Source organism: Clostridium sp. CAG:221, assembly GCA_000435835.1.
In the GTDB taxonomy this organism is placed as follows: domain Bacteria; phylum Bacillota; class Clostridia; order Clostridiales; family Clostridiaceae; genus Clostridium.
In genome coordinates this window covers 8978-31543 of the sequence record FR883406.1, presented here as the reverse complement: position 1 = coordinate 31543, position 22566 = coordinate 8978, and the positions used below count along the sequence as shown (strand labels likewise).

23 protein-coding genes and 1 pseudogene are annotated in these 22566 nt (G+C 30.9%); all 24 read left to right on the top strand.

The window, feature by feature from the left end; genetic code table 11:
• Nucleotides 1–128 precede the first annotated feature (128 nt).
• Nucleotides 129–1172, top strand: a complete 1044-nt coding sequence (locus Q5O44_RS09595; RefSeq protein ID WP_022168199.1) for an ABC transporter ATP-binding protein — start codon at nucleotides 129–131, stop codon at nucleotides 1170–1172.
• On the top strand, nucleotides 1166–2032 hold the full coding sequence (locus tag Q5O44_RS09590) for a carbohydrate ABC transporter permease (RefSeq protein ID WP_022168198.1): 867 nt from the start codon (nucleotides 1166–1168) through the stop codon (nucleotides 2030–2032). Before Q5O44_RS09595 ends, Q5O44_RS09590 begins: the two co-directional genes overlap by 7 nt.
• Nucleotides 2033–2043: 11 nt before the next feature.
• On the top strand, nucleotides 2044–2871 hold the full coding sequence (locus Q5O44_RS09585) for a carbohydrate ABC transporter permease (RefSeq protein ID WP_022168197.1): 828 nt from the start codon (nucleotides 2044–2046) through the stop codon (nucleotides 2869–2871).
• Between the two features lie 73 nt (nucleotides 2872–2944).
• Nucleotides 2945–4267: an extracellular solute-binding protein gene (locus tag Q5O44_RS09580; protein ID WP_022168196.1), complete on the top strand. Its 1323-nt coding sequence runs from the start codon at nucleotides 2945–2947 to the stop codon at nucleotides 4265–4267.
• Between the two features lie 136 nt (nucleotides 4268–4403).
• On the top strand, nucleotides 4404–5357 hold the full coding sequence (locus Q5O44_RS09575; RefSeq protein WP_022168195.1) for a bifunctional oligoribonuclease/PAP phosphatase NrnA: 954 nt from the start codon (nucleotides 4404–4406) through the stop codon (nucleotides 5355–5357).
• A 145-nt stretch (nucleotides 5358–5502) separates the two neighbouring features.
• Nucleotides 5503–6669, top strand: a complete 1167-nt coding sequence (locus tag Q5O44_RS09570; RefSeq protein ID WP_022168194.1) for an iron-containing alcohol dehydrogenase — start codon at nucleotides 5503–5505, stop codon at nucleotides 6667–6669.
• A gap of 45 nt (nucleotides 6670–6714) precedes the next feature.
• Entirely contained in the window at nucleotides 6715–7605 is an 891-nt protein-coding gene (locus Q5O44_RS09565; protein WP_022168193.1) for a sulfide/dihydroorotate dehydrogenase-like FAD/NAD-binding protein, read from the top strand.
• The gene (gltA, locus tag Q5O44_RS09560) at nucleotides 7605–9008 is read left to right on the top strand and encodes an NADPH-dependent glutamate synthase (RefSeq protein WP_022168192.1); all 1404 of its coding nucleotides are present in this window, start codon (nucleotides 7605–7607) and stop codon (nucleotides 9006–9008) included. The genes Q5O44_RS09565 and gltA overlap by 1 nt, the downstream gene beginning before the upstream one ends.
• A 95-nt stretch (nucleotides 9009–9103) precedes the next feature.
• Complete coding sequence (locus tag Q5O44_RS09555; RefSeq protein ID WP_022168191.1) at nucleotides 9104–10516, top strand: LexA family transcriptional regulator; 1413 nt, start codon at nucleotides 9104–9106, stop codon at nucleotides 10514–10516.
• A gap of 156 nt (nucleotides 10517–10672) precedes the next feature.
• Nucleotides 10673–11860 carry a pyridoxal phosphate-dependent aminotransferase gene (locus tag Q5O44_RS09550; RefSeq protein ID WP_022168190.1) on the top strand — a complete coding sequence of 396 codons (1188 nt, stop codon included), beginning with the start codon at nucleotides 10673–10675 and terminating at the stop codon, nucleotides 11858–11860.
• Between the two features lie 102 nt (nucleotides 11861–11962).
• Nucleotides 11963–12790 carry a pyridoxamine kinase gene (locus tag Q5O44_RS09545; protein WP_022168189.1) on the top strand — a complete coding sequence of 276 codons (828 nt, stop codon included), beginning with the start codon at nucleotides 11963–11965 and terminating at the stop codon, nucleotides 12788–12790.
• Entirely contained in the window at nucleotides 12787–13308 is a 522-nt protein-coding gene (locus Q5O44_RS09540) for a TIGR04002 family protein (protein WP_022168188.1), read from the top strand. Before Q5O44_RS09545 ends, Q5O44_RS09540 begins: the two co-directional genes overlap by 4 nt.
• 15 nt (nucleotides 13309–13323) lie before the next feature.
• Nucleotides 13324–13929, top strand: a complete 606-nt coding sequence (locus Q5O44_RS09535; protein WP_022168187.1) for a TIGR04100 family radical SAM protein — start codon at nucleotides 13324–13326, stop codon at nucleotides 13927–13929.
• Between the two features lie 263 nt (nucleotides 13930–14192).
• Complete coding sequence (gene rimP, locus Q5O44_RS09530; RefSeq protein ID WP_022168186.1) at nucleotides 14193–14651, top strand: ribosome maturation factor RimP; 459 nt, start codon at nucleotides 14193–14195, stop codon at nucleotides 14649–14651.
• Between the two features lie 18 nt (nucleotides 14652–14669).
• Entirely contained in the window at nucleotides 14670–15728 is a 1059-nt protein-coding gene (nusA, locus tag Q5O44_RS09525; protein WP_022168185.1) for a transcription termination factor NusA, read from the top strand.
• 14 nt (nucleotides 15729–15742) lie between these two features.
• On the top strand, nucleotides 15743–16009 hold the full coding sequence (gene rnpM, locus Q5O44_RS09520) for an RNase P modulator RnpM (RefSeq protein WP_022168184.1): 267 nt from the start codon (nucleotides 15743–15745) through the stop codon (nucleotides 16007–16009).
• A complete protein-coding gene (locus tag Q5O44_RS09515) occupies nucleotides 16002–16316 on the top strand; it encodes a 50S ribosomal protein L7ae-like protein (RefSeq protein ID WP_022168183.1) in 315 nt (104 codons plus the stop codon). The genes rnpM and Q5O44_RS09515 overlap by 8 nt, the downstream gene beginning before the upstream one ends.
• Nucleotides 16317–16331: 15 nt before the next feature.
• Nucleotides 16332–18392, top strand: coding sequence for a translation initiation factor IF-2 (gene infB / locus Q5O44_RS09510; protein WP_022168182.1), 2061 nt, complete (start codon nucleotides 16332–16334; stop codon nucleotides 18390–18392).
• A gap of 12 nt (nucleotides 18393–18404) precedes the next feature.
• Entirely contained in the window at nucleotides 18405–18758 is a 354-nt protein-coding gene (gene rbfA, locus Q5O44_RS09505; protein ID WP_022168181.1) for a 30S ribosome-binding factor RbfA, read from the top strand.
• Entirely contained in the window at nucleotides 18759–19730 is a 972-nt protein-coding gene (locus Q5O44_RS09500) for a bifunctional oligoribonuclease/PAP phosphatase NrnA (protein ID WP_022168180.1), read from the top strand.
• A gap of 3 nt (nucleotides 19731–19733) precedes the next feature.
• Complete coding sequence (truB, locus tag Q5O44_RS09495) at nucleotides 19734–20609, top strand: tRNA pseudouridine(55) synthase TruB (protein ID WP_022168179.1); 876 nt, start codon at nucleotides 19734–19736, stop codon at nucleotides 20607–20609.
• A 10-nt stretch (nucleotides 20610–20619) separates the two neighbouring features.
• The gene (locus Q5O44_RS09490; protein ID WP_022168178.1) at nucleotides 20620–21543 is read left to right on the top strand and encodes a bifunctional riboflavin kinase/FAD synthetase; all 924 of its coding nucleotides are present in this window, start codon (nucleotides 20620–20622) and stop codon (nucleotides 21541–21543) included.
• Between the two features lie 164 nt (nucleotides 21544–21707).
• Nucleotides 21708–21971, top strand: a complete 264-nt coding sequence (gene rpsO / locus Q5O44_RS09485; protein ID WP_022168177.1) for a 30S ribosomal protein S15 — start codon at nucleotides 21708–21710, stop codon at nucleotides 21969–21971.
• 79 nt (nucleotides 21972–22050) lie between these two features.
• Nucleotides 22051–22566 (top strand): annotated as a pseudogene (locus Q5O44_RS09480) (polyribonucleotide nucleotidyltransferase); the annotation flags it as partial.

The following is a 22566-nucleotide window of genomic DNA, read 5'->3' as shown; positions in this document are numbered from 1 at the left end:
ACGAAAATGAGTTGACATTAGGTAGAGAAATGTCGTATCCTGAGTATTGTGCGAAAGATTAGTGGTGGTTAAAAAATGTTCGTACAAGTAACATAAAAAAAGTAAATAAAGCATGAGGTGAATTATCAATGGGAATAAAACTAGAAAATCTAGTTGTAAAATTTGGTGACTTTAAGGCTATTAATAACGTTACTTTACAAATTCCAAAAGGAAAGTTAGTTTCGTTACTAGGCCCATCAGGTTCTGGGAAATCAACAACACTTTTTACTATTTCAGGAATACACAAAGTACATAGTGGAAAGATATTCTTTGGAGACAAGGATGTTACAGGATTAGAACCAGAACAATTAGGAATAGGATTAGTTTTTCAAAACTATGCACTTTATCCACATATGACTGTTAGAGAAAATATCATGTTCCCTTTAAAGAATCTTAAGTGGGACAAGAAAAAAGCAGCTGAAAGAGTTGAAGAAGTTGCAAAAATAGTTAAGATTGCAGATCAACTAGATAAAAAGCCAGCACAACTTTCAGGTGGACAGCAACAAAGAGTTGCTATTGCAAGAGCTTTAGCTAAAAAGCCAGACATATTATTATTGGACGAGCCTTTATCAAACTTAGATACAAAGCTAAGAGTTGAAACAAGACAAGAAATAAGAAGAATTCAAAAAGAAACAGGGGTTACAGCTATATTTGTAACACATGATCAAGAAGAAGCAATGTGTATTTCAGATGAGATTGTCTTAATGAAAGATGGTGCTATACAACAAATATCATCACCAAGCGATATATACATGAATCCTTGCAATAAGTTTGTTGCTTCATTTATAGGAAGTCCAGAAATGAACTTCATAGAATTAAATGTTGAAAATGGAATTGCAAAGGTAGATTCTCTTGAAGTAAACAACTTACCATTAGATAAAAAGAATGTTTTAATGGGAGTTAGAGCAGAAGATTTCGAAGTAGCAGAAAGCGGTTTAAAGACAATTGTAAAAACTGTTGAAATATTAGGAAGAGAAAGATTACTTACTCTTACTCATAATGAAACGGAATACAAAATGCTTGTAGAAAAAGAATTTGAAATTGAAGAAGGAAATGAATTGATAGTTAGACCTAAGCTTGGTAAGAGTTATGTGTTTGACGCTGAAAGCGAGGCGTTTATAACAAAATGCTAAAGAAAAATTGCAAAGGATATATATATTTATTACCAGCGCTTATATTATTAGGCGTATTTGTATTTTATCCAATAATTTATACTATAATCTTCAGTTTTGATGAAACAAAGGCAGCAGGATTCCAGTTTGGTTTTGGTACATATCAATACTTGTTTAGTGACAAAAGATTTATTCAGTCATTATTAAACACTGTAATTTATGCAGTAGTTGTTCCATTTTCATCAGTATTTATTTCTTTAATTCTTGCTAATACATTAGCAAACTTAAAAAACCAAACTGTAAGAGGATTTTTCCAAAGTGTTTATTTCCTGCCATATGTAACTTCAGTAGTAGCAATTGGATTAGTATGGTCATGGTTATTTAATAGTGAATATGGAATAATTAACTACTTATTAGGACTTTTAGGAGTTGATAAAATCAACTGGCTTAATGATCCTAAGTATGCTATGACAGCGTTAATTATTTTTGCAGTATGGAAGAGTTTAGCATTCAATACATTAATATTGACTACTGGTATTGCGTCAATTAATCCACAATACTACCAAGCTGCTAAAATTGACCAAGCTAAGGGAAGTACAATTTTTAGAAAGATAACAATTCCTCTAGTATCACCGATGATAGCATATACATATATGATTAGCTTAATAGCTTCATTTAAGGTTTATACAGAAGTATATGTTCTATTTGGAGGAAGAACTCTAGATGGAAAAGTATCTACAATTGTAAGATATATAATTGATAGATTCTATGGAGATCAAGATTTCCCACTTGCATTTGCAGCATCAGTTATATTATTACTGATTATATTAACAGTTACTATGGTACAAAAAGTAGTAACACGTAATAAGATTCACTATTAAGGAGTGCAGAAATGAACCAAAAAAATAATTTTAGAGTAGCTATAAAATATTTTCTACTAGTTATTTTTGCTATAATAACTGTATTTCCGTTTTACTGGATGATTTCATCATCATTAAAGTCAGGATTTGAAGTTATTCAGACACCACCAACAATGCTACCGGAGAAAGTAATGTGGTCTAACTATAGCACTGCATTTAGCATGGCTCCATTTGGAAGATATTTTATAAATACAATTATAGTAACAGCATTAAGTATAATAAGTACAGTAGTGATTTCTATCTTATCAGCATTTGCTTTCTCTCATTTAGAGTTTAAAGGTAGAGATTTAATATTTTCAATATTTATTGCATCAATGATGATTCCAGGGGAAGTTTTAATAGTTAATAACTTTAAAACTATATCTAATTTAGGAATGATTGATACATATACATCATTATTTATACCTTATGCGGCAAGCGTGCTATATATATATATGTTAAGAGAGTTCTTCTTAACAGTACCAAAGCCGCTTTATTATGCAGCTAAAATCGATGGAGCAGGAGATTGGAAATTCTTGTGGAAAGTTTTAGTGCCAATTGCAAAACCATCAATAATAACTATATCTATATTGGTTGGAATTAATTCTTGGAATGCTTTCCTATGGCCATTATTAGTTACTAATAATGAAAATATGAGAGTTCTTGCAACTGGTCTTACAGCATTCCAATCAGATGCAGGTAACCAATATGAATTATTAATGGCAGCATCATCTATAATAACAGTTCCAATTGTAGGTGTTTATGTATTCTTACATAAGAAAATTATGAATGGTATTTCATTAGGTGGAACAAAGGGTTAAGATATTTAGAGTGAGGTTCATAGCCTCTCTCTTTATATAAATATATATAAATATTATTACAGAGGTGACTTTAATGAAAAAAAGACTTTTAGCAACTTTACTTTCTAGTACACTAGTGATGACATCATTAGCTGGATGTTCTAGTAAATCAGAAAATGGTGATATGGTTACAGAATTAACTAAACCAATTACAATTGAAATGTGGCATTATATGAATGGGGGACAAGCTGAGGTATTAAATGAAATAATTGAAGATTTTAATGCAACAAATGATAAAGGAATTACAGTAAACGCCATTAGCCAAGGATCTATTGTAGACCTTAACAAAAAAGTAATTTCAGCAGCACAATCAAATAGTTTACCAGCTATTATAAATGTTTATCCAGACGTAGCTACTGGATTGATAGAAGACAAGAAGTTAGTTAATTTATCTTCATTTATCAATGATAAAAATGTTGGTATGGCTGATGAAATGGATGATTTTGTAGATACTTTCATTGAAGAAACATCTCAATGGGGTGAAGGAGAAGTTTATGGACTTCCAATGACTAAATCAACAGAAGTATTATATGTTAACAAAAACATGTTAGAAAGCTTAGGTTATACTTTAGAAGATTTAGAAGACTTAACTTTTGAAAAGTTAGCAGAAATATCTAATAAAGCTGTTACAGAATTAGGTGTAGCAGGATTTGGTTTTGACTCTTCTTCAAATGCTTTTATTTCATCATTAAAAATGGATGGACTTGATTTTGTTGACTCAAAAGGTACTATTAATGTTGATAATGAATGGGTTAGAGAATATATGACATTCTTCCAAAAACAAGCAGAAAGTGGAGCTTTCAGAATTGCTGGGGAAGATAAATTCCTTTCAAATCCTTTTGTTAATCAAAAAATGTTATGTTACCAAGGTTCTTCAGCAGGATATGCATACTTAAACAATGATGGAGCTTTTGAAATTGCTGTTGTAGAAGTACCTGTATTTGAAGGAAAAGATAAAGCAGTTATGCAACAAGGAGCTTCATTATTTGTAACTAACAATGTAAGTGCAGAAGCTCAATATGCTGCTTACGAGTTTGTAAAGTTTGCAACAAATGCAGAAAATACTGCTAAATTTGCAACTGCTACAGGATATCTTCCAGTAAGAAAATCAGCAATTGAAACAGAAATAGTTAAAAATATTTTAAATGATGAAACTTCATTATACAGCCAAGTATACAATGTAGCTCAAAAATCACTTCCATATGCATACTATACACCAGCTATAAACAACGCTCAATCAGCAAGAACAGTAGCTCAAGAAAAGTATGAAGCGTTCATGTCAGGAAGCATTACAGATGTTGAAGTTTTAGTTGATGATATAGTATCACAAGTTCAAACATCAATAGGACGTAACTAATAATATTTATATAAAAATATTGCCTACCTAGTTTCCTAGGTAGGTTTTTTCTTGAATTTAAATAGAAATTTGATATAATAATATGTTAAGTATTATAATAATGCTTAACATAAAATAATAATGGAGAGTATAGCTTATGAAAAAAATATTAATCAAGAATATTTTAGAAAAAATAGAAGAATTCGATAAAATAGCGATATTTAGACATGTATTTCCTGATCCAGATTCATATGGTTCACAAAATGGATTAAAAAGTATAATAGAAAGTACATATCCAGATAAGAAGGTATATTTGTTAGGAGAACATTTAGAAAAATTAGGATATATTGGAACTATGGATGAAAGTGTTGTATGTGATAAAGATACTTTGGCTATTATTGTGGATGTGTCTAATAAAGAAAGAGTAGATAATCAAAGCTTTATGGATTGTGGTTATATAATAAAAATTGATCATCATAAACCTTTTGATGCTCCTTTTGAAGATTTAACATGGGTAGATACTGAATATTCATCATGCAGTGAAATGATATTAGATTTTTACTTAGCAAATAGTGATAGATTAAAGATTGAATATAATGGTAGAAAAGCATTATATACAGGTATTATTGGCGATACAGGAAGATTTGCCTATGTAGATAATCCAACAGAGCTGTTTAAAAAACTGCCAAAAATAACTTTTGATTTACAAACAAAAGATATTTATGCAAATCTTTATAGAAGAAAAGAAGAAGAACTAAAGTTTTTAGGTTTTATTTATAGTAATTATGAAAAAACAGAAAATGGAGTGGCATATTTAAAAATTACTTATGATAATGTAGTTAAATATGGATTAACTCCAATGAAAGCAGCTAGAATGGTTAATGCTTTGCAAGATACAGCTGGTATAATAAACTGGCACTTCTTTGCTGAAAAAGAAGATGGAAGTATCTTTTGTGAATTTAGATCTAATGGACCTAGAGTAAATGATATTGCTTTTAAATATGGCGGTGGTGGACATATGTTAGCTGCTGGTGCTTCAGTTTCATCTTGGAATGTTGTAGATAATATAATAAAAGATATGGATGATAATTGTAAAGAATACAATAAATAATTTAAAAATAGGAAGTTTTATGCATAAAAAAGCATAAAGCTTCTTTTTTTTTAGAAGAATTTAGTATATTATGTAATTGTAACTAAAAATAACCATTGATGTTAAAGTTAGTAAAAGTGTGAATAGAGGGGGAGAAAAGAATATTATGGCAAGATTTACATTACCAAGAGATATTTATCATGGAAAAGGTTCATTAGAAGTTTTAAAGACTCTTAAGGCTAAAAAAGCTATTGTTGTAGTTGGTGGAGGTTCAATGAAGAGGTTTGGCTTCTTAGATAAAGTAGAAAGCTATTTAAAAGAAGCTGGAATGGAAGTTGCTTTATTTGAAGGTGTTGAACCAGATCCTTCAGTGGAAACAGTTATGAAGGGTGCAGAAATGATGAGAGATTTTGAACCAGATTTAATTGTTGCTATGGGAGGTGGTTCTCCAATAGATGCAGCCAAAGCAATGTGGATTTTTTATGAATATCCTAATTTTACATTTGAAGAAGCAGTGGTACCTTTTGGACTTCCTGAACTTAGACAAAAGGCTAAATTTGTGGCAATACCATCAACTTCAGGTACAGCTACAGAAGTAACAGCGTTTTCTGTAATCACTGATTATAAGGCTAAAATAAAATATCCTATAGCTGATTTTAATATAACTCCAGATATTGCAATTATTGATCCAGATTTAGCACAGACAATGCCAGCTAAGTTAGTAGCACATACAGGAATGGATGCACTTACTCATGCAATAGAAGCTTATACTGCATCTTTAAGATCTAATTTTACTGATCCTTTAGCTCTAAAAGCTATATCAATGATTAATGAAAATTTAATAGAATCTTATAAAGAAAATAAAGAATGTAGAGAATTAATGCATGAAGCACAATGTCTTGCAGGAATGGCATTTAGTAATGCGTTACTTGGAATAGTTCATTCAATGGCACATAAAGTTGGAGCAGTATTCCACATTTCTCACGGATGTGCTAATGCTATTTTCTTACCGTATGTAATCCAATATAATAGAAAAACTTGTGAAGATAGATATGCAGATATTGCAGAAGTATTAGGAGTAAAAGGTAAAGATAATAAAGAATCTACAGATTTATTAATAAATAAGATAAGAGAATTTAATAAAGAGCTAGGTATACCTACATCTATGAAAGAATATGGAATCACTGAAGAGGATTTTACTTCAAATGTTAAGTTTATAGCTCATAATGCTGTTCTTGATGCATGTACATCATCAAATCCTCGAACAATTGATGATGAGACAATGGAAAAACTGTTAGTTTGCACATACTACGGAAATGATGTTGAACTATAGTTTTATTTAAACTAGATATTTAAGAATTATTAAGGAAGTGAAACAATGTATAAAATAACAGACAAAAGATATCTTACTGAAAATATATACTTAATGGATATAGAAGCACCTAGGGTTGCGAGAGCAGCAAAACCAGGGCAATTTATAATCATAAGAAATGATAAAAAAGGAGAAAGAATTCCATTAACAATTGCTGATTATGATAAGGAAAAGGGTACTGTAACTATCGTGTTTCAAACTGTAGGTGCTGCAACAAGAGAATTGGCACAATATGAAATAGGTGATTATGTAGAGGATTTTGCTGGACCTCTAGGGCAACCAAGTGAGATGATAAATGAGGATATTGATAGTCTTAAAGGACAGAATATTTTATTTGTTGCTGGAGGCGTAGGAGCAGCCCCAGTATATCCACAAGTTAAGTGGCTTTATGAGCAAGGAATAAAAGCAGATGTGATTATTGGAGCAAGAACAAAAGATCTTATTATTTTAGAAGACGAAATGAAAAAGGTTGCAGGAAATCTTTATGTATCCACTGATGATGGTAGTTATGGATTTAATGGAAGAGTTACAGATATGCTAAATCATTTAGTGAATAATGAAAATAAAAAATATGATCATGCCATAGTAATTGGACCAATGATTATGATGAAATTTATGTCCAAGCTTACAAAAGAGTTAAATATAAAAACTACAGTAAGCTTAAACCCAATAATGGTTGATGGCACAGGTATGTGTGGAGCATGTAGAGTGACTGTAGGTGGAAATGTAAAATTTGCTTGTGTTGATGGGCCTGAATTTGATGGTCATTTAGTAAATTTTGATGAATCCATGAGAAGACAAGCTCTTTATAAAACTGAGGAAGGAAGAGCTTTACTTAGAGTGGAGGAAGGAACTACTCATAAACATGGAGGCTGTGGCTGTGGAGGTGAAAAATAATGGAATTAGCAGATAGAATGAAAAGAGTGGCAGTTACTGAACAGGATCCTGTGGAAAGAGCTAAAAATTTTAAGGAAGTATGCTTAGGTTATGATAATGAAAGAGCTGTTAAAGAAGCATCAAGATGTCTTCATTGTAAAAATCCTAAATGTGTAGAAGGATGTCCTGTATCAATAAATATACCAGAGTTTATCAGCCATATTAAGGAAAATGATATTGAAGGTGCTGCTAAAGAAATTGCTAAATATAGCTCACTTCCAGCTGTATGTGGAAGAGTATGTCCACAAGAGAGTCAATGTGAAGGGAAATGTGTATTAGGAATTAAAGGTGAACCAATAGCCATAGGAAAGCTAGAAAAATATGCAGCAGATTGGGCAAGAGAAAATAATGTTGATGTATCTTTTAAAGAAGAGTCCAATAATATAAAGGTAGCTATAATTGGATCAGGTCCAGCAGGGCTTACTTGCGCTGGTGATTTAGCTAAAAAAGGTTATGATGTTACCATATTTGAAGCACTTCATGAACCAGGGGGAGTACTTGTATATGGAATTCCAGAATTTAGACTTCCTAAGGAAGAAGTAGTTAAAGCTGAAATTGATAATATTAAAAAATTAGGTGTTAAGATAGAAACAAACGTTATTGTAGGTAGAACCATAACTATAGATGAAATCTTAAATGATGAAGGATTTAAGGCAGTATTTATTGGTTCAGGTGCTGGGCTACCAAAGTTTATGGGGATACCAGGGGAAAATGCCAATGGAGTATTTTCAGCTAATGAATTTTTAACAAGAGTAAATTTGATGAAAGCATTTAAGGAAGACTATGATACTCCTGTAAAAGTTGGTAAAAGAGTTGCCATAGTAGGTGGTGGAAATGTTGCTATGGATGCAGCAAGAACAGCATTAAGATTAGGTGCTGAATCTCATATAGTATATAGAAGAAGTGAATCAGAGCTTCCAGCAAGACAAGAAGAAGTACATCATGCTAAAGAAGAAGGTGTGGTTTTTGATATACTTACTAATCCTGTGGAAATATTAAGTGATGAAAATGGATGGGTAAAGGGAATCAAGTGTGTAAAGATGGAGCTAGGAGAAGCAGATGATTCAGGAAGGAGAAGACCTGTACCGGTTGAAGGTTCAGAATTTGTTATGGACGTAGACACAGTAATAATGTCTCTTGGAACATCACCAAATCCGCTTATTTCATCAACAACTGATGGATTAGAAACCAATAAGTGGAAGTGTCTTATTGCTGATGAAGAAACAGGTCTTACTACTAAAGAAGGAGTTTATGCAGGTGGAGATGCTGTTACCGGAGCTGCTACAGTTATACTTGCCATGGGAGCAGGGAAGAAGGCTGCTAAAGCTATAGATGAATACCTACAAGAAAAAATAACTAAATAATTGACAAGCTGTCTTTAAACCAATAGAATTATAATATAACCCCAAAGGTTCTTTGGGGTTTTTATCATACATATGAGATTAAAGCAGGTGAGAAAATGATTTTAACAAAAGTGCAAAGTAGATTTGTTAATAGTAAGTCAGTTGGATTTACATTATTAAAGGGGAAAAAGAATACAGGAAAGACTATGGCTTCAATAAAGAGAGCTATAAACTTAGAAAATAATTATTGTATTTACCCTGATGATAAGGTGCTTTACATTACTGAGGATAGAAAGAATGAAATTGAAAAAATATATAATAAAGAATTTGAAAAGAATAAAAATTATTCTTTATTTTCAGTTGGAAAAAAAAGAGTGGAATTTTTATCTCTTACCGAAATAATATCTATGTATGCTAAAGGTTATTATAATGGAAAGAGGATTAAACTTATTTCTGATGAAGAAGCTTTTCAAATATTAAAAGGTGAAAGCTTTAATGAACTATACAATGAGTATTCTAAAAAATCAAAGCTTCTTTCTAAAATGGATATTAGAGAAATTTTTGATGAAATATTATGGATAAAATCTTGTGGTTTTACCATTGAAGAATATCAAAATGCCATTAGAAAAGGCAGAAAGAGAATAATTAGAAAATGTTCTTTTTCAAGAGAGTATTTATACAGCCTTATGGAGGTATATAATGCCCAACTTATGGATATGGGATATAAGGATAAGTATGATGATGTACTTTCAGCAATTAAATATGCTAGAAAACATAATCATAAATATTCTCATATAATTTTTGAAGAAATTCAAAACTATACAAGAGCTGAAATAGAACTTGTAAAAGAATTGTCAAATAAAGAGAAATATTCTTCTGTAATTTTTACTGTAGGTGACAGTTTAGAAGCTAGAGAGAACTTATGGCTTGTAAAAGGTAGAAAGTTAAAGGAATTAGGTGCTGATTTTAAAGGAAAGACATTTAATTTTAAAACAGTTTATGAGGCAAGTAAAAAGGAAACAGTAGCATATATGAATGAATATAAATATTTAAATTTAAAAAATAAAAGTATTTTAGAGTTTAAAGTAGATGATAGCTCTATAGAAAAAGAAATATATTTAAATGAAGAAAATATAGATGAAAAGAATTTGAAAGAAATACCAGTGTATAATGAGATAGCTGCTGGGCAGCCTATTGAAATAAATGATGAAAAACAGGAAAACTTCTATTTACCAAAAGAGTGGGTAGATAAAAACAACGAGAATTTCATACTAAAGATAAAAGGGGATAGTATGATTGAAAAAAATATTGATAATGGTGACTTGGTAGTTATTAGAAGACAAAATACTGCATATCAAAATGATATTGTTGCTATTAGCCTTAATGGAGAAGCTACACTTAAAATATTAAAGTATAATGATGGTATTCCTACTTTAATGCCAGCCAATGCTTTATATAGTCCTATTTCGCTAATAGGAAAAGAAGCAGAAATTTTAGGTGTAGCAATTGGAGTAATTAAGAAAAATTAAGAATTATGAATGATGAATGATGAATTAAGGTTGAAAGCCCTTAGGGACTTTCTTGAATAAATATATATATATAAATGTTTGAAACTCTGTAAGAGTTTCTTCCTTCATTCTTAATTCATCATCCATAATTCATCATTAATTAAGGGGGCTTTTAATATGATAACTGAGAATATGAGAGGTTTAATTAAAAATGGAGCTACAATAAGAGCTATGTTTGAAGAGGGAAAAGAATTAGCTAGAAAGTATGGTAAGGAAAATGTTTATGATTTTAGCTTAGGTAACCCAAATGTAGAGACACCTGAAGAAATAAAGAAGCTTATATGTGAAATTGTAAGTGAGGAAGATTCATTAAATCTTCATGGATATATGAGTAATTCAGGTTATGAGGATGTAAGAAAAACAATTGCAAATAGCATAAATAAAAAATATGAGTTGAATATTGATGAACAAAGCATAGTGATGACTTGTGGTGCTGCAGGAGGGCTTAATATAATCTTTAAGAGTATTTTAGAAGAAGGTGATGAAGTTATAGTGTTTGCACCTTTCTTTGGAGAATACAGTAATTACATTAAGAATTTTAATGGCAAGGAAGTCATTGCTAGTACAGAAGAAAATACTTTTTTGCCAGATGTTGAAGATCTAAAGAGAAATATCACTGAAAGAACAAAAGCAGTTATTATTAATTCTCCTAATAATCCTACTGGAGTAGTTTATAGTAGTAAAGTTATAGAGGATATATGTTTTGTATTAAAGCAAAAACAGTTAGAGTATAATAATGACATTTATCTTATTGCTGATGAGCCATATAGAGAACTTGTTTATGATGATACTGATGTTCCGTATATATTCAATTATTATGATAATTCATTTGTATGTTATTCCTATAGTAAATCACTATCATTACCTGGTGAAAGAATAGGATATGTGGCAATAAATAATAATATGAATGATTTTGAAGAAATGACAGCAGCATTAAGTATTGCAAATAGAATTTTAGGTTTTGTTAATGCACCATCATTATTTCAAAAAGTAATTAAAAAATCTTTAAATTTAGAGGTGGATGTAAATATTTATAAAAGAAATAGAGATTTGATTTATAATCATTTAATTCATCTTGGAATTAAATGTGAAAAACCTCAAGGAGCATTTTACTTATTTCCTAAATGTCCAATAGAAGATGATAAGAAATTCTGTGAAGAAGCAAAGAAGTTTAATATATTACTAGTTCCAGGATCAGTATTTAAAAAGCCGGGATATTTTAGATTAGCTTATTGTGTATCTTATGAGACAATAGTAAATTCATTGCCGGCTTTTAGTAAGCTTATGGAGCAATATAGACTATAAATATTTTTATATTAATCATTAGATATAATGTATGGGTACATTTTGTTTTAAACTAAATTATATGTTATATTTTTCATATAATAAATGTAGCAGGTGAGGAAAATGATAAAAAACATAAAAAAAGTTGCTGCAATACATGATATCTCAGGCCTTGGGAGATGTTCTCTTACTGCGGCTATACCAATACTATCTGTATTAGGGGTACAACCTTGCCCTTTTCCAACTGCAATACTATCATGTCAGACGGGCTATTCGAAATTTTCATTTTTAGATCTTACAGAAGAAATGATAAACTATAAAAATAGCTGGGATGAAATGGGGTTTGCGTTTGATGGGATATATAGTGGATTTTTAGGTTCTGAAAAGCAAATTGATATTGTAAAGGAATTTATAATAAGTCAAAATAGCTCCTTTGTATTAATAGATCCTGTAATGGGAGATGGTGGAAAGATTTATAAGACTTACACAGAGGTAATGTGCAGAAAGATGAAAGAACTTGTGGCATTAGCAACTGTCACTACACCTAATATTACGGAAGCGTGTATTCTTTCTGGTAAGGAATATAAAAATGGAGAATATTCTTTAGAAGAAATTGAAGAAATTGCTAAAGAAATATGTGCTTTAGGACCTAAAAAGGTTGTTATTACAGGTATTATAAAAGGAAATGAAATAATAAATTTTGCTTATGATATGGATGAAGACAAGAAGTATGTAATAGTTAATAATCATTCAGATAGATCATTTGGAGGAACAGGAGATATATTTGCTTCTATAATATGTGGCATGCTGATGACTGGAAGAGGCTTTGAAGAGGCCATAAAAACGGCTTCAGAATTTGTTTATAAAGCAATATGTTATTCTGCAACACAAAAAAATGATGTAAAGAATGGCGTTGTATTTGAACCAATATTAAAGGAGTTATTTATATGAGTAACAGGAACAGTAAAGTAAAAATATTAGCAATAGCAGCTCTTTTAGCGGCTATTATATGCAGTGCTACCACATCTTTTCATATTCCTGTAGGTGTAAATGGAGGATATGTACATGTGGGAGATGCCTTCATATATATGGCAGCATCTATATTACCACTACCTTATGCCATGATGGTAGCAGCTATAGGTGCAGGACTTGCAGACTTGCTCAGTGGTGCAGCTGTATGGGTGATACCAACAATCATTATAAAACCTATATTAGTATTGTTCTTCACAAGTAAAAATGAAAAGATATTATGCAAGAGGAATGTTTTAGCAGTTCTTCTAGCAGGTTTTACAGGAGTAATGTTGTATTGCTTAGCTGAATATATAATGTATGGCAATTTTATAGCTGCTTTTTATATGAACTTTATTACTTTAGTGCAACCGGTAGGAAGCGGAGTAGTATTTGTTATGGCAGCTTTATCACTAGATAAAGTGAAATTTAAAAACAAGGTTTCTTTAAAAGAAGCATAGATGGAGTGGATAAAAATGATGAATATATTATATACAATTGGAGATAGTTTATATATTAATATAACTAATAAATGCCCGTGTAGCTGTACTTTTTGTATTAGAAAAGAAATGGATGGACTTAAAGGAAGTGGAAGTCTTTGGCTTGATAGGGATCCTTCAGTTAGTGAAGTTATAGATGCGCTTAAGAAAAAAGAACTTGATTCATATAAGGAAGTGGTTTTTTGTGGATATGGAGAACCATTAGTTAGAATACATGAAGTGATAGAAGTGGCTAAATTTATTAAGTCACAATCTGATGTTAAAATCAGAATAAATACAACAGGTATTTCAGATTTGATTCATAATGAGGAAAATACAGCAAGATTGCTTGTTGGATGTATTGATGCAATTTCAATAAGTCTTAATGCACCAACGGCAGAGGAATATGTGAAAGTAACAAGACCAAAGTTCGGCACAGAAGCTTTCTATGCTATGATTGAATTTGCTAAGTATGTTAAAGAAAATATTGGTGATGTAGCTTTTTCAGTGGTTAATGTAATAAATGATGAACAAATTGAAAGGTGTAAGAGTTTAGCAGATGAAATGGGAATTCCTTTAAGAGTAAGAGAAAAAGAGGAATAGTAAAATTAAATAGAGCTATGAATAAAAATACTTGCTTTTGGGTAAAGTTTTAACAGGGGGAAAGGTTGCAAATAATAACCCCTTGTAATTGTTAGTAAAGTATGATAATATGTTAAAGGAAGTAATTTACTAATAGCTAAAAGATATAGAGTAGGGGTAAACGCCTGCTCTTTCTATTTTAACGCAACTACTTTTCTAGTTGCGTTTTTATGTACCTATGTTTAAATTGCGAAAAAACTGAATATTGAAAAGGAGGGTAAAAAATGAAAGTTAATGCCTTAGTGGAACAAATAGCTGAAATAGTTAAGCCAATAGCAGAAGAACTTAACTATGATATTTATCACATTGAATATGTGAAAGAAAGCGGAGAATATTATTTAAGAATATATATAGAAAAAGATGGAGGCGTTTCATTAAATGATTGTGAAGCACTTTCAAGAAGAGTAAGTGATGTATTAGATGAGAAGGATCCAATTACAGATGCATATTTCTTAGAAGTTTCATCTCCTGGATTAAACAGAACATTATTTACCAACGAACACTATACAAGATTTATAGGAAGTGAAGTCTTAGTAAAACTTGCTAAAGCCATTGAAGGAACTAAGACTATAAAAGGAATACTTAAGGAAAATAATGAGACTTCAATAACAGTTGAAGGAACTGAAGAAATAATCATTCCAAAAGATAAAATTAAGTCAGTAAACTTAGAAGGGGAAATATAATAAGGAGGGGAAATATAAATGAATCAAGAATTTATAGGTGCTCTTAAAGAGATAGTTAAAGATAAAGGAATTAGCGAAGATTTATTATTCGAAACAATTGAAGATGCATTAGTAGCAGCATACAAGAAAAATTATGCTGGACCAACTTCTTCAGCACAAAACGTAAAGGTAACAATTGATAGAGAAACTGGAGAAATCCATGTATATTCTCAAAAGGTAGTTGTTGAAGAAGTATTTGATGATGTAACAGAAATTGGACTTGAAGAAGCGCAAGCTATAAGACCAATCTACGATTTAGATGATGTAGTTGATTTCGAAGTTACACCAAAGAATTTTGGAAGAGTTGCAGCTCAGCTTGCTAAAGGTGTTGTAACACAAAGAATAAGAGAAGCAGAAAGAAGCATCATATATAACGAATATAAAGAGTTAGAATATGATATTATTGTTGGAACAGTTTTAAGACAAGATAAAGGCATGGTATTTGTTAATGTTGGTAAGTTAGAAACTGTAATAGGACCTAACGAGCAAATTCCAGGAGAAGAATATAGATTTAATGAAAAGGTAAAATTATATGTAGTTGAAGTTAAAAATACTTCAAAAGGTGCACAAGTTGTTGTATCAAGAACTCATCCAGGATTAGTTAAGAGATTATTTGAACTAGAAGTGCCAGAAATCTATGAAGGTGTTGTTGAAATAAAAAGTATTTCAAGAGAAGCTGGTTCAAGAAGTAAAATTGCAGTAGTATCTCATGATGAAAATGTTGATCCAATGGGAGCATGTGTTGGACCTAAGGGAGCTCGTGTTCAAAATATTGTAGATGAGTTAAAAGGTGAAAAAATTGACATAATTAAATGGAGCAAAGATCCAGCAGAATTCTTAGCAAGTGCATTAAGCCCTGCAAAAGTATTAAGTGTTACAATAGATGAAGAAACTAAATCTGCTAAAGTTATCGTTGATGATAACCAACTTTCACTTGCAATAGGTAAAGAAGGTCAAAATGTAAGATTAGCTGCTAAGCTTACTAACTGGAAGATTGACATTAAGAGTAAATCTCAAGCAGAGGCATTAGAAAACTAAAGGAGGATTTACTGATGAAAGTAAAGAAGATACCTTTAAGAATGTGTACTGGATGCATGGAAATGAAGCCTAAAAAAGAGCTTATAAGAGTAGTTAAGACTCCAGAAGGAGAAGTAACTGTAGATCTTACAGGTAAAAAATCTGGAAGAGGGGCATATATTTGTAGAAATATAGAATGCCTTGAAAAAGCTTTTAAAGCTAAAAGGCTAAGTAGAAATCTTGATATAGCCATAGATGAAGAAATCTATAATAGATTAAGGAATGAGATATTAAATGGATAAGTTTTTTAACTTTCTAGGATTAGCTAAAAGAGCTGGGAATATAGTTGAAGGCTATAGTAGATGTGATGAACAAAGAAATAAGAAAGACTTTTTCTTAATCATAATATCTAATGATGCTTCAAATAGCACTAGAAAAAAATTTAAGAACCATTGCATAGCTAAAAATATAGAATTAATAGAAGATTTTTCAAAAGAAGAATTAGGTTTTGCTATTGGAAGAGAAGAAGTTAAAATTTTAGCAATAACTGACAAGAATATGGCTGAAAAGTTAATGTTCTTATACAGAGAAAATTCAGCAACAAATTAACCGGGGGTGATTTTATTGTCAAAAATCAGAGTATATGAATTGGCAAAAGAGTTAAATGTAAGCTCAAAAGACTTAATAACTTTATTAATGGAAGAGTTTGGTGTAGAAGTAAAAAATCATATGAGTGTTATAGAAGATGAAGATGCTGCACTAATTCAAGAACTTATAGGTGAAAATGGAATACCAGAAACAAAGAAATCTATAGTTGATGAATATGAAGACCAATTAGCTGAAGAAGTTAATAAAGGTGTAAGAAAGAAAAAGAAGACTAAAAAAGAAATAGAACGTGAAGAAATTGAAAAAAATGCAGAAGCAGCATGTGGAGTAGTTGAAATAGGTGACACTATCACAGTTAAAGAGTTATGTGAAAAGCTTGGAAAACCAACAGCAGAGGTTATTAAGAATTTAATATTCTTAGGTGTAATGGCTGGAGTTAACCAAGAAATAGATTTTGCTACAGCAGAAAAACTTTGTGAAAAATACGAAGTTATTGCTGAAAGAAAAGAAGAAGAAACAGAACTTGAGGCATTTGAAGAAGATACAGATATAGTAGAAGAAAACTTAGAAAAGAGACCTCCTATAGTAACAATAATGGGTCACGTTGACCATGGTAAGACTTCATTATTAGATGCTATAAGAAAAGCTAGAGTTACTGATACTGAAGCAGGTGGAATCACTCAACATATAGGTGCTTACACAGTAACTTTAAATGGTGAAAAAATAACATTCTTAGATACACCAGGACACGAAGCTTTCACAGCTATGAGAGCTAGAGGAGCACAAGTAACAGATATCGTTATCTTAGTTGTTGCTGCTGATGATGGTATAATGCCACAAACTAAAGAAGCTATAAGCCACTGTAAAGCTGCTAATGTTCCAATGATAGTTGCAATCAATAAGATTGATAGACCAGGAGCAAATGTTGATAGAGTTAAACAAGAATTAACTGAACATGGTTTAGTATCAGAAGACTGGGGTGGAGATACAATTTGTGTACCAGTTTCAGCAAAGACTGGAGAAAACCTAGATTCATTACTTGAAATGATTCTTTTAACAGCAGAAATGCAAGAATTAACTGCAGATCCTAATAGAAAATCTAAAGGAACTGTTATTGAAGCTAAGTTAGATAAAGGTAGAGGTGCAGTTGCATCATTATTAATTCAAAATGGTACTTTACATGTAGGAGATTCTATTTTAGTTGGATCTACATATGGAAGAATAAGAGCTATGTTTGATGATATGGGTAAAAAGATTAAATCAGCAGGGCCATCTATACCAGTAGAAGTTTTAGGACTTTCAGAAGTTCCAGCAGCTGGGGACAGATTTGTAGTTGTTAAAGATGAAAAGACTGCTAGAAATATGGCTGAAATCAGAAAAGATAAGATTAAAACTGAAAGCCATCAAACATCACATAGAGTATCACTTGAAGATTTATATAGCCAAATCCAAGAAGGTAAGGTTAAAGAATTAAGCATTATTGTTAAAGCTGACGTTCAAGGTTCAGTAGAAGCAATAAGACAATCTTTAGAAAAACTTTCAACAGATGATGTTAAGGTTAGAGTTATCCATGGTGCAGTAGGTGCTATAACAGAAACAGATATAACTTTAGCAGCAGCTTCAAATGCATTAATGATAGGATTTAATGTTAGACCAGATTCAAATGCTATAGCTGCAGCAGAAAGAGATGGAGTAGATATAAAAACATACAGAATCATCTACGATGCAATTGAAGATGTTAAATCTGCTATGATTGGTATGCTTGATCCTGAATACAAAGAAGTTGTAAATGGTAAAGCAGAAGTAAGAATGACTTACAAGATATCTAACGTAGGTACTATTGCAGGATGTTACGTAACAGATGGTAAAATAGTAAGAAATTCTGAAATAAGAGTAATAAGAGATGGAATAGTTATCTTTGAATCTGTCTTAGCTTCATTAAAGAGATTTAAAGATGATGCTAAAGAAGTTAATAAAGGATACGAATGTGGCTTAAGTGTTGAAAGATTCAATGACCTTAAAGAGGGAGATATAATCGAATCATTTACAATGGAAGCTGTAAAAAGAAAAGAGCTTTAAGAGGTGATTTAAATGGCTAACTATAGAGGCGGAAGAATAAATGAAGAAGTCAGAAGAGAAGTTAGTAATATAATCCAAAATGAAATCAAGGATCCAAGACTTACTGCAATGGTTTCTGTAACAGCAGTAAAAGTTACTAAGGATTTAAGATATGCAAAGGTATTTGTAAGCATATTTGGAAAAGATGAAGAAGAAAAGAATAATACTTTCACTGCATTAAAAAATGCAAGTGGATATATAAGAAAAGAAATTGGCATAAGAATTAATTTAAGACATAATCCTCAAATAATTTTTGAATTAGATGATTCAATAAGCTATGGAATGCGTATTGAAGAACTTATTCATAAGGTAAATAAGGGTAAATAATTGTCAATTAAAACAATTAAAGATATTTTATTAAGTGCAAAGAAGATAGGCATTACCTACCATGTATCACCAGATGGTGATGCAGTAGGTAGTGTTCTTGCGCTTTATAATGGATTAAAATCCTTAAATAAAGATTGCTATATACTTTCTAAGGAATCTCTATCTGAAAATTTAAGATTTCTTTTAGGTGCTGAAGATGTAACTGGTGAAATATATGAACCAACAGCTGATACAGATGTAGTTATTGTCTTAGATTGTGGCAATTATGAAAGAATATGTGCCAATTTAGAAAATTATAATAAAGTATTATTAAATGTAGACCATCACTTATCAAATGATATGTATGGTAATGAAAATTACGTAGATACAAATGCAGCAGCTACAGCAGAAATAGTTTATGAATTATTGTTGGAGCTAGGATTTGTCTTTAAGGAAGATGATGAAATAAGTAAAGAAATAGGAACATGTTTATATACATCATTAGTAACAGATACAGGAGCTTTCAGACATTCTAATGTTACATATAGGACTTTAGAAATCGCAGCTAAACTGAAGAAAATTGGTGTAAATAATACATTTATTTATCAAAGTCTTTTTGATAATAAGGATTTTAATAGAGTGAGATTTGTAGGTAAAGTGCTTACAGGTATGAAGCTTGTTTGTGATGGTAAAGTTGCCTTAATCGAACTTCCTAAAGATGCAGGAGAAGAATTTGGTATAGAAGTGGGAGATACTTCTGACATTATATCTTATGGACTGCAAATAAAAGGTGTAGAAGTAACTTTATTAGTGAAAGAAGCAGATGATAAAATTAAAGCTAGCCTTAGATCAAAAAATGATGTTGATGTAAGAAAGATTGCTGAATACTTTGGCGGAGGTGGACATACTAAAGCTGCAGGATTAGCTATAAAATATTCAACATTAGAAGAAGCTAGGGATAAAATATTAAGCAAAATAGAGGAAGAGTTATAAGATATGAATGGAGTTATAAATATCTTTAAACCTAAGGGAATGACATCATTTGATGTTGTTAGAGAAGTAAAAAAAGTTTGTTCAACTGGAAAGGTTGGTCATACAGGTACCCTTGATCCAGAAGCTACGGGTGTTTTACCAGTATGTATTGGAAGAGCAACAAAGATAATAGATTATATCATGGATTCAAGAAAGGTATATGAAGTAGAATTTAAACTAGGAATTAAAACTACTACATATGATGATGAAGGTGATATTCTTGAAAGTCATGAAACTAGTCATTTAACTGATGAAGAAATCTTACAGGCAATAAAAAGCTTTTTAGGTGAATATTCTCAAATACCACCTATGTATTCTGCACTTAAACAAAATGGTGTTAGATTATATACTTTAGCAAGACAGGGAATTGAAGTTGAAAGAGAAGGAAGAAATATAACTATTTATAATATTGAAAATATAAAAATAAATAACCCTTTTGTTTCAATGAAGGTTACATGTTCAAAAGGGACTTATATAAGAAGTCTTTGTTATGATATAGGTGAAAAGCTTGGAGTTTATGCAGCAATGACAGAGCTTAACAGAGCTGAAACATCAGTATTTAAGCAGGAAGATTCAATTAATATTAAGGATCTTACCAGCGAAAATTATTCACAGCATTTAATTTCCATAGAAGAAGCATTAAATCATTATGAAAGAATTAATATAAATCATAAGTATGCAAAGTTTTTGGTAAATGGAGTAAGAGTTGGAGATACTAGGTATACAAATGATAAAGTTGAAAATGAAAAATTATATCGCGTATATGATGGAGAGAAATTCTTAGGTCTTGGAAGCAAGAATGATAAAGGATTTAAGATTACTAAATTATTAATAACTTAGGAGAAAAATAATGTTAGTGTTAGAAGATGCTATTTTAAAGAAAGAAAATAGAAAAAACTTTGTAGCCTTAGGCAGTTTTGATGGATTGCATGAAGGGCATTTATCTCTAATACGTAAGATAAAGCAGCTGGCTGAAGAAGGTGAAGGGCAGTCAATTGTCTATACCTTTAAAAATCATCCTAGAAAATTTATTAATACAAATAGTACATTGAATTTACTTATGACCAATGAAGAAAAGGTATCTATTCTAGAAGAAGAAGGAATAGATATACTGGCTTTTAAGAAATTTGATAAAGAGACTATGGAAATGAGTCCAGAAGAATTTATTAAAAATATATGTGAGAACTTTAATATCAAGGGCATTGTAGTAGGATTTAATTTTAAGTTTGGCTATAAAAATGCTGGTAATATTAAATTATTAAATGAACTTAAATCTAAATATCATTTTGATTTATATGTGATGGAGCCTTGTATATATAAAGACTCAGTAGTAAGTTCTACAAGAATTAGGGAAGCTATAATTGATGGTGAGGTGGAAGAGGCATTTAATATGCTTACACGACCATATTCTCTTAAAGGAAAAGTAATTCATGGCAAGAAGCTTGGAAGAACAATAGGATTTCCAACAGCAAATTTAGAAATAGATAAAAGTAAATGTATTCCTGCAAAAGGTGTATATTATACTAATGTATCTATAAAAGGAAAAATTTTTAAAGGAATTACTTCTGTAGGGCATAATCCTACAGTAAATGGGAAAGAATTAACTATAGAGACTAATATTCTTGACTTTAATGAATATATATATGGGCAGACTATAAATGTATCTTTTATTAATAAAATCAGGGAAGAAATAAAATTTAATGGCTTAGAAGAATTGGTAAATCAATTAAAGATAGATAAGAGTTATGCTGAAAAAAATAATATTATAATTTAATATGGATTTTAATTTGTATTAAATGACAAAATTATTATTAAAATAAAATTTGTTTACAATATTAAATTAGTCTGATATAATAACTGATGAACAAACCTATATCTAAGATATAAGCTTTCACTTATACCATGGATATAAGGGGATAATATTACGGAGGTGTCATAATGGACGCAATAAGAAAACAAGAAATAATTAAAGAATTCGGAAGACATGAAGGAGACACTGGTTCACCAGAAGTTCAAATCGCACTTTTAACTGAAAGAATCAACTCTTTAACAGCTCACTTAAGAACTCATAAGAAAGACCACCACTCAAGAAGAGGTCTTTTAATGATGGTAGGACAAAGAAGAGGATTCTTAAAGTATTTAGCTGCTCAAGATATCGAAAGATACAGAGCTATAATTTCAAAATTAGGCTTAAGAAGATAGTCTGTAGAGCGGGTTTTATCCGCTCTATTATTTTAAAGATTAAAAATTAACCGAAAGACCTGAAGGGAGGTTATAAAAAATGACTAATGTACTTACAAAAAACATAGCTGGAAGAGAAATGAAAGTTGAATCTGGCAGAGTAGGAATGCTTTCAGATGCAGCAATATTCATGAGCTATGGAGATACAGTTATATTAACAAATGTTAACGCTTCAGAAAAACCTAGAGAAGGAATAGATTTCTTCCCACTTAGCGTTGAATACGAAGAAAGATTATATTCAGTTGGTAAAATACCAGGTGGATTCATCAAGAGAGAAGGTAGACCTTCAGAAAATGCAATTCTTTTTGGAAGAGCTGTAGATAGACCTCTTAGACCATTATTCCCAAAAGGGTATAGAAATGATGTTCAAGTAGTTTGTACAGTTGTTTCTGTAGAACAAGATAACTTACCGGAAATTCTAGCAATTAATGCTGCATCTATGGCATTATGCCTATCAAGCATTCCATTCACAACACCTGTTGGAGCTGTCCAAGTGGGATTAATCGATGGAAACTTTGTTTTAAATCCAACATTAAAAGAAAGAGAAGAAAGTATT

Excerpts from the sequence above, each read along its gene's own strand:
- Q5O44_RS09595 (WP_022168199.1), top strand. The coding sequence starts at position 129 with ATGGGAATAAAACTAGAAAATCTAGTTGTAAAATTTGGTGACTTTAAG.
- Q5O44_RS09590 (WP_022168198.1), top strand. The coding sequence starts at position 1,166 with ATGCTAAAGAAAAATTGCAAAGGATATATATATTTATTACCAGCGCTT.
- Q5O44_RS09585 (WP_022168197.1), top strand. The coding sequence starts at position 2,044 with ATGAACCAAAAAAATAATTTTAGAGTAGCTATAAAATATTTTCTACTA.
- Q5O44_RS09580 (WP_022168196.1), top strand. The coding sequence starts at position 2,945 with ATGAAAAAAAGACTTTTAGCAACTTTACTTTCTAGTACACTAGTGATG.
- Q5O44_RS09575 (WP_022168195.1), top strand. The coding sequence starts at position 4,404 with ATGAAAAAAATATTAATCAAGAATATTTTAGAAAAAATAGAAGAATTC.
- Q5O44_RS09570 (WP_022168194.1), top strand. The coding sequence starts at position 5,503 with ATGGCAAGATTTACATTACCAAGAGATATTTATCATGGAAAAGGTTCA.
- Q5O44_RS09565 (WP_022168193.1), top strand. The coding sequence starts at position 6,715 with ATGTATAAAATAACAGACAAAAGATATCTTACTGAAAATATATACTTA.
- gltA (WP_022168192.1), top strand. The coding sequence starts at position 7,605 with ATGGAATTAGCAGATAGAATGAAAAGAGTGGCAGTTACTGAACAGGAT.
- Q5O44_RS09555 (WP_022168191.1), top strand. The coding sequence starts at position 9,104 with ATGATTTTAACAAAAGTGCAAAGTAGATTTGTTAATAGTAAGTCAGTT.
- Q5O44_RS09550 (WP_022168190.1), top strand. The coding sequence starts at position 10,673 with ATGATAACTGAGAATATGAGAGGTTTAATTAAAAATGGAGCTACAATA.
- Q5O44_RS09545 (WP_022168189.1), top strand. The coding sequence starts at position 11,963 with ATGATAAAAAACATAAAAAAAGTTGCTGCAATACATGATATCTCAGGC.
- Q5O44_RS09540 (WP_022168188.1), top strand. The coding sequence starts at position 12,787 with ATGAGTAACAGGAACAGTAAAGTAAAAATATTAGCAATAGCAGCTCTT.
- Q5O44_RS09535 (WP_022168187.1), top strand. The coding sequence starts at position 13,324 with ATGATGAATATATTATATACAATTGGAGATAGTTTATATATTAATATA.
- rimP (WP_022168186.1), top strand. The coding sequence starts at position 14,193 with ATGAAAGTTAATGCCTTAGTGGAACAAATAGCTGAAATAGTTAAGCCA.
- nusA (WP_022168185.1), top strand. The coding sequence starts at position 14,670 with ATGAATCAAGAATTTATAGGTGCTCTTAAAGAGATAGTTAAAGATAAA.
- rnpM (WP_022168184.1), top strand. The coding sequence starts at position 15,743 with ATGAAAGTAAAGAAGATACCTTTAAGAATGTGTACTGGATGCATGGAA.
- Q5O44_RS09515 (WP_022168183.1), top strand. The coding sequence starts at position 16,002 with ATGGATAAGTTTTTTAACTTTCTAGGATTAGCTAAAAGAGCTGGGAAT.
- rbfA (WP_022168181.1), top strand. The coding sequence starts at position 18,405 with ATGGCTAACTATAGAGGCGGAAGAATAAATGAAGAAGTCAGAAGAGAA.
- truB (WP_022168179.1), top strand. The coding sequence starts at position 19,734 with ATGAATGGAGTTATAAATATCTTTAAACCTAAGGGAATGACATCATTT.
- Q5O44_RS09490 (WP_022168178.1), top strand. The coding sequence starts at position 20,620 with ATGTTAGTGTTAGAAGATGCTATTTTAAAGAAAGAAAATAGAAAAAAC.
- rpsO (WP_022168177.1), top strand. The coding sequence starts at position 21,708 with ATGGACGCAATAAGAAAACAAGAAATAATTAAAGAATTCGGAAGACAT.